Here is a 6,278-nt window from a genome sequence, read left to right on the forward strand (position 1 = left end):
ATGCGAATGACCAGCACTTCTTCCGGCACGGCGTGGTAGGCGCCATCGCGCAGCACGGCCAGCGCTTCGTCGTACTTGTCGACTTCCAGCGCCACGTAGGCCGTGCCGTCTTCTTCGCGGGCGTTGATGGACAGGATGTTCACACCACCGGCTTCCAGCTGGCTGGAAAGTTCGGCGATCAGTCCCTTGCGGTCTTCGGTCACGACGGTGATGCCTTTCATGCCAGTTGCTCCTTGTCAGTCGATTCGACGAGATCGCGCACGAACGCGTCGATCTGCTCCCGGGTCACGCCGGGCACGGTGATGATGTGCGAAATGCCTTTGGCCGTTGCCAGCTGCCAGCGTTCCTTCACGGCTGCGGGTGCGGCCGGGAAGACGACGGTCATGCCGCCCGGGTTGCGCCAGGCATCGATGCCGGCAGCCTTGAGCTTCTCTTCAGCGTATTCCGCCAATGTGACAGCTTCATGCGCGCGCGATTGCAATCCTTCGCGACCGTAACGATCGATGGCGCGCCACAGGAACAAGGGCGTGAGGCCATTGCGGGAGCCGGTGATGGTGGTATCCAGCGCGCCGATGTAGGCAATCGAGCGGGCGATGCGATCGACGTGGTGCTTGCGGGCCAGCACGATGCCGCAGGGGATCGGCGAGCCGATGAACTTGTGGCCGGACATCGAAATCGAATCCGCGCCATCGGCAAAGTCGAACGCCGGCTTCGGATCCATGAACGGCGCCGCGGGTCCGATCCAGGCGGCATCGGAATGGATGTAGTGCTGGGGCAGGGCGAGATCGCGCATGATCTGCTGGATGCGGGCGATGTCGTCGCGCGCCTCGGTCATGGTCGTGCCGATGTTGGCAAAGATGATCGGTGGCACGTCGCGATGCACCCGGATGGTCTCGCGCAGGTCGTCGTAATCGATTTCGCCGTTGGCCTGCGTGCGAATCATGATGTGGCGCATGCCGAGCAGGTGCACGTTCTTCGAGACGCTGTAATGCGTTTCCTCGGAGAAATACACGATGCCGTTCGGGTACAGCTCGCGCGCCAGGTACAGGCCGTAGAGATTGCCTTCGCTGCCGCCATTGGTGACGTAACCCCACCAGTCATCTTCCTCGGCGCGCATCAGTTTCGCGAAAAACTCCACGACCTCGCGCTCGAACTCGCGGCTGTCGACCTGCCAGGTGGAGGCGGTGAAGGGGTCGCCGAGGTTGTTCAGCGGCACCTTGAGAAAATCCGCCAGCTCCGAGTAATCGAAATCCTTGCTGACCGGGTAACCGAGATAGCTGTCGCGCCGTTCGCTGGTGCGATCAAGCAGTTCGGCCAACCTTTTCGGCAAGCTGGTCACGGTCAGATTCCCTGGCGGTCCTGCAGTGCCGATTCGTACATCGGCTTGAAGCGATTGACGATGTTGCAGAACAGGTCTGCCGTCTTCTCGGCATCGTAGAGTGCCGAGTGCGCTTCGTTGCTGTCCCAGCCAAGATCAGCCATGTCGACCGCGCGCGCCAGCACGGTCTGGCCGAAGGCCACGCCGCCCAGTGTCGCGGTATCGAAGCTGGAAAAGGGATGGAAGGGGTTGCGCTTGATATTGCAGCGCTCAACCGCGGCGTTCACGAAACTGAGATCGAACCAGCTGTTGTGACCGACCAGCACGGCGCGATTGCAGCCATGCGCTTTCACCTCTGCCCGCACTTCGCGGAACAGCCGTCGCATCGCTTCGTCCTCGGGAATGGCGGGGCGCAGCGGATGGTCGGGCTTGATGCCGGTGACATCCAATGCAGCCTGTTCGATGTTCGCGCCCTTGAAGGGTTCGACGTGGTACATGTGCGAGGAGTGGCGTTCCAGGTCGCCGTTCTCGTTGAAACGCAACATGACGGCGCAGGCTTCCAGCAGCGCATCGGTGCTGGCATTGAAGCCGCCAGTCTCGACGTCAACGACCACGGGCAGGAAACCGCGAAAGCGGTTGGCCATCATCTTTGCCTGTTCCTCGCCCAGGGCGTGGGGGTTGTTCATGTAAATCCTTTTCTAGTTTCAGCGGGTGGCCAGTTTCCAGCGCAGGCTTTCGCCGGCACGGAACGGCACGATTTCTGTGTCCCCGTAGGGATAGGCGTCAGGCGGTGTCCAGGCATCGCGGTTCAGCGTGATTTCATCGCTGTTGCGCGGCAGGCCATAAAAGTCGGCGCCGAAGTGGCTGGCAAAGCCTTCCAGCCTGGGAAGCGCACCGGCGTCTTCGAAGGCCTCGGCATAAAGCTCGATCGCGGCGTGCGCGGAAAAGATGCCGGCGCAGCCACAGGCGTTTTCCTTGGCATGGCGCGCATGGGGTGCGCTGTCGGTGCCGAGGAAGAATTTCGGGCTGCCGCTGGTTGCGGCGGAAAGCAAGGCTTCGCGATCCGGCTCGGTTTTCAGGATCGGCAGGCAGTAGTAATGCGGCCGGATACCGCCCTTGAACAGCGCATTGCGGTTGTAGAGAAGATGCTGCGGCGTGATGGTCGCGGCGACCTTGTCCGACGCACCGTCGACAAACTTCACGGCCTGGGCCGTGGTGATGTGCTCGAACACGATCTTCAGTTCCGGCAGGCGCGCATGCAGCGGTGCCAGCACCTCGTCGATGAAGCGCGCTTCGCGCTCGAACACGTCAATGGCATCGGCCGTGACTTCGCCATGCACGCACAGCGGCAGGCCAACCTCGGCCATGGCGGCCAGCGCGTCTTCGACCTTGGTGATGTCGGTCACGCCGGCATCGGAATTGGTCGTCGCGCCGGCGGGGTAGAGCTTTACCGCGTGCACGAAGCCTGAGTCTTTCGCCTTGCGGATTTCTTCCGGCGTGGTGTTGTCCGTCAGGTAGAGGGTCATCAGCGGCTCGAAAGCCAGTCCATCCGGCAATGCGGCCAGGATGCGGTCGCGGTATGCGCCGGCCTGCTCGGTGGTGGTCACCGGCGGCTTGAGGTTCGGCATGATGATGGCGCGGGCGAATTGCTTTGCCGTGAAGGCCACGACGCTGCCCAGCTGCGAGCCATCGCGCAGGTGCAGGTGCCAGTCGTCGGGGCGGGTGATCTTGAGCGTTTCCATCGTGTTCCGTTTTCCGGGTATTTACCCGGGGTGCAGTGAAGCGGGCCCTCATTCTAAAGGAATGAGGGCTCCGAATCAGTTCCGCAGCGCTGAATCTGCAGCGAAGATCAGTGTTTCCGCAGGAATTCCACCGTAAAGCGCACGCCAAAGCCGGTCTGGGCCGAGGGCACGTGGCCCAGGCCGCCCTTGTGCTCGCCGGCGGACAGGTCGATATGCACCCAGGCCGTGTCGTTCTTGACGAAGTGGTTCAGGAAGCGGCCCGCCAGGATGTGGTCGGCTTCGCCGGGGATCAGGCATTGCTTGATGTCGGCGATGTCGCTTTTCAGCTGCTTGTCGTAGTCGCGGCTCTGCGGGAAAGGCCAGACGCGCTCGCCACTGGATTCGCCGGCTTCCATCAACGCCGGGATGGCATCCGGTCGATTCGTGAATGCGCCGGAGTAGCTCGAGCCCAGGGAATACACGCAGGCGCCGGTGAGCGTGGCGTAATCCATGATCAGGCCGGGCTTGCGACGATGGGTCGACGCAATGGCCAGTGTGTCGGCCAGCACCATGCGACCCTCGGCGTCGGTGTGCACGACTTCGATGGTGGTGCCATCGGAGGCGGTGACCACGTCATTCTGCTTGTAGGCCTTGGAGCCGATGTGATTTTCGGCCAGCGCCAGCCAGCAGTCGATCGGGTATTTCACGCCGAGTTTCGTCAGTGCGATCAGGTTGCCAAGTGCTACCGCCGAGCCCTGCATGTCGCCATGCATGCCGTACATGCCGGACGCGTTCTTCAGGTTGGTGCCACCGGTGTCATAGCAGATGCCCTTGCCGACCAGCGCCAGTGGGCTGGACTTGTGGGCGGTCGATTTCGGCGTGTAGGAGAGGTGCGCAATGCCGGCATCCTTGACCGGGCTGCCTTGCACCACGGCGAGAAAGGCGCCGGCCTTCTTTTTCTTCAACTCGGCATGACCGAGGAAGTCCAGCTTCCAGCCGTAGGTCTTCGCCAGCTCCTTGACGTACTTGTGGTACTGGCCGGGTGTCAGCACGTTCGGCGGCAGGGCGGTCAGCCAGCGGGCGATGTTGGTGCCTTCCGCTGCTGCCAGGGTCCGCTTCAGGTCGACTTTCTTCGAGCCAAACGTTGCCAGCGAGCGAATCACCGGCTTGAAGGTGGATTTGCTGTTGCTGAGCTTCGGCATTTCGAACTCGACCGCCAGGATCGCGGCGGTCACGGCCTCGATGACCTGTGCTGCGAGCGCAGCATCGAGGGTGGAAACATCCAGCGCGAGCCTCGCTGCCTTGTGGCTGCGGGCCGTTTTTACCCAGCCGCGGGCTGCTTCAAGGCTCTCGAACGGGGTGGCATCGGGAGCGATCGTCGCGAAAGTCGCGATGATGTCTCCCGCCGGCAGGCTGCGATTGCCGGCCTTGGCGCCCAGGGTCTTTTTCAGGTGCTCGGCTGCCGCTTTCGGCAGGCCGGTGGGCAGGACATTCCTCGCCCCCTTTTCCTGGACCACCAGCAGGTGGTCGGCGCGCTTGAAGGCGGCCATGGAAAGTGCGCTTGTCGATTGATTTACCGAGACTTTTGCGGGCTGGGGAAGGGCTGCGTGCATGTTGTTTTACCTTGACCTGAATTGTCCGAAACCCGATCATATCAGGTTGCAGATATCGTCTCGTGGCCCAGGCAATGATCCGGCAATGATCCGGCTGCGAGCAGGCGCCAATTTCGGCGCCTTTATCTTTTGAATTTTCGGCACCACTCTCGAATTTTGTCGCGGCAGGCGACCAACAGCCGACGACTGAAAACACAAGAAGACATAACGAAAACACCACAAGGATTTTCCATGAGCGACGAACGTCGACCGAACGACAGCAACAACGATGTCGATCCGCAGGAAACAAGGGAATGGCTGGAGTCTCTTGATGCCGTATTGAACGTGCATGGCACCGACCGCGCGCACTGGCTGCTGGAACAGCTGGTGGACCATGCGCGTCGCCAGGGTGCCTACCTGCCGTACTCCGCGGAGACTGCCTACCTCAACACCATTCCGACGTCGCAGGAGCCGCAGTACCCGGGCGACCGCGAAATTGAAAAGCGTATCGAGGCCTACCTGCGCTGGAATGCCATGGCGATGGTGGTGCATGCCAACCGCAAGGGTACCGAGCTCGGTGGCCACATGGCGTCCTACGCTTCTGCCGCGGTCATGTACGAAGTCGGCTTCAACCATTTCTGGAAAGCGCCGACCAAGGACAACTGGGGCGACCTGGTCTACATCCAGGGCCATTCCTCGCCGGGTATCTATGCGCGTTCCTTCCTGGAAGGCCGCATTTCCGAAGAACAGCTCAAGCACTTCCGCGAGGAAGTCGATGGCAAGGGCCTGTCGTCCTACCCGCATCCGTGGCTGATGCCGGACTACTGGCAGTTCCCGACCGTGTCGATGGGCCTCGGTCCGATCATGGCGATCTACCAGGCACGCTTCATGAAGTACCTGGAGAACCGCGGCTTCCTGAAGCCGGGAGAGCGCAAGGTCTGGGCTTTCCTCGGCGACGGCGAAATGGACGAACCGGAATCCCGCGGCGCCATCTCGCTGGCTTCGCGCGAAAAGCTCGACAACCTGGTGTTCGTCATTAACTGCAACCTGCAGCGGCTCGACGGCCCGGTGCGCGGCAACTCCAAGATCATCCAGGAACTGGAATCCGACTTCGCCGGTTCCGGCTGGAACGTGACCAAGGTCATCTGGGGCGGTCGCTGGGATCCGCTGCTGGCCAAGGACAAGAACGGCCTGCTGAAGAAGGTCATGGAAGAGTGCGTCGACGGCGACTACCAGAACTTCAAGTCCAAGGGCGGTGATTACGTCCGCGAGCATTTCTTCGGTCGTTATCCCGAGCTGAAGGAGATGGTTGCCAACATGTCGGATGACGACATCTGGAAACTCAACCGCGGCGGTCATGATGCACGCAAGGTCTACGCGGCCTACGATCGCGCCGAGAACCATGCCGGCACCCGCCCGACGGTCATCCTCGCCAAGACGGTGAAGGGTTTCGGTCTCGGCAAGGCAGCCGAAGGCCAGATGGGCGCGCACCAGAAGAAGAAACTCGATGCCGACGACCTGAAGTGGGTGCGTGACCGTTTCAACGTGCCGGTCAGTGACGAGCAGATCGACAGCGGCGAGATTCCGTTCCTGACGTTCAAGAAGGACAGCCGCGAGTACAAGTACCTGATGGAACGCCGCAAGCAG

General features: G+C 61.7%; 6 protein-coding genes. 1 reads left to right on the forward strand and 5 read right to left on the reverse strand.

All coding sequences use genetic code 11. The annotated features are described in order from the left end of the window. The 5 genes from R3217_09980 to R3217_10000 form a co-directional block, all read right to left on the reverse strand. The coding region (locus tag R3217_09980) for a hypothetical protein (protein ID MDX1455773.1) at positions 1 to 221 on the reverse strand (221 nt) is incomplete at its 3' end. Next, the gene (locus R3217_09985) at positions 218 to 1,339 is read right to left on the reverse strand and encodes a histidine decarboxylase (GenBank protein MDX1455774.1); all 1,122 of its coding nucleotides are present in this window, start codon (positions 1,337 to 1,339) and stop codon (positions 218 to 220) included. The genes R3217_09980 and R3217_09985, both read right to left, overlap by 4 nt. Before the next feature lie 2 nt (positions 1,340 to 1,341). Continuing rightward, positions 1,342 to 2,004, reverse strand: coding sequence for a ribonuclease T (gene rnt / locus R3217_09990; GenBank protein ID MDX1455775.1), 663 nt, complete (start codon positions 2,002 to 2,004; stop codon positions 1,342 to 1,344). Positions 2,005 to 2,022: 18 nt separating this feature from the next. Then, positions 2,023 to 3,060 carry a dihydroorotase gene (pyrC, locus tag R3217_09995; GenBank protein MDX1455776.1) on the reverse strand — a complete coding sequence of 346 codons (1,038 nt, stop codon included), beginning with the start codon at positions 3,058 to 3,060 and terminating at the stop codon, positions 2,023 to 2,025. Between the two features lie 107 nt (positions 3,061 to 3,167). Continuing rightward, the gene (locus tag R3217_10000; GenBank protein ID MDX1455777.1) at positions 3,168 to 4,589 is read right to left on the reverse strand and encodes a leucyl aminopeptidase family protein; all 1,422 of its coding nucleotides are present in this window, start codon (positions 4,587 to 4,589) and stop codon (positions 3,168 to 3,170) included. Positions 4,590 to 4,883: 294 nt separating this feature from the next. Here R3217_10000 and aceE point away from each other — a divergent pair. Next, positions 4,884 to 6,278 (forward strand): pyruvate dehydrogenase (acetyl-transferring), homodimeric type (gene aceE, locus R3217_10005; protein MDX1455778.1); only part of this gene is annotated, 1,395 nt, incomplete at its 3' end.

The organism is Gammaproteobacteria bacterium, from assembly GCA_033720895.1.
GTDB lineage: Bacteria > Pseudomonadota > Gammaproteobacteria > Natronospirales > JAJUFS01 > JAWWBS01.

Coding starts and splice junctions, on each gene's coding strand:
- rnt (MDX1455775.1), bottom strand. CDS start 2,004: ATGAACAACCCCCACGCCCTGGGCGAGGAACAGGCAAAGATGATGGCC.
- pyrC (MDX1455776.1), bottom strand. CDS start 3,060: ATGGAAACGCTCAAGATCACCCGCCCCGACGACTGGCACCTGCACCTG.
- R3217_10000 (MDX1455777.1), bottom strand. CDS start 4,589: ATGGCCGCCTTCAAGCGCGCCGACCACCTGCTGGTGGTCCAGGAAAAG.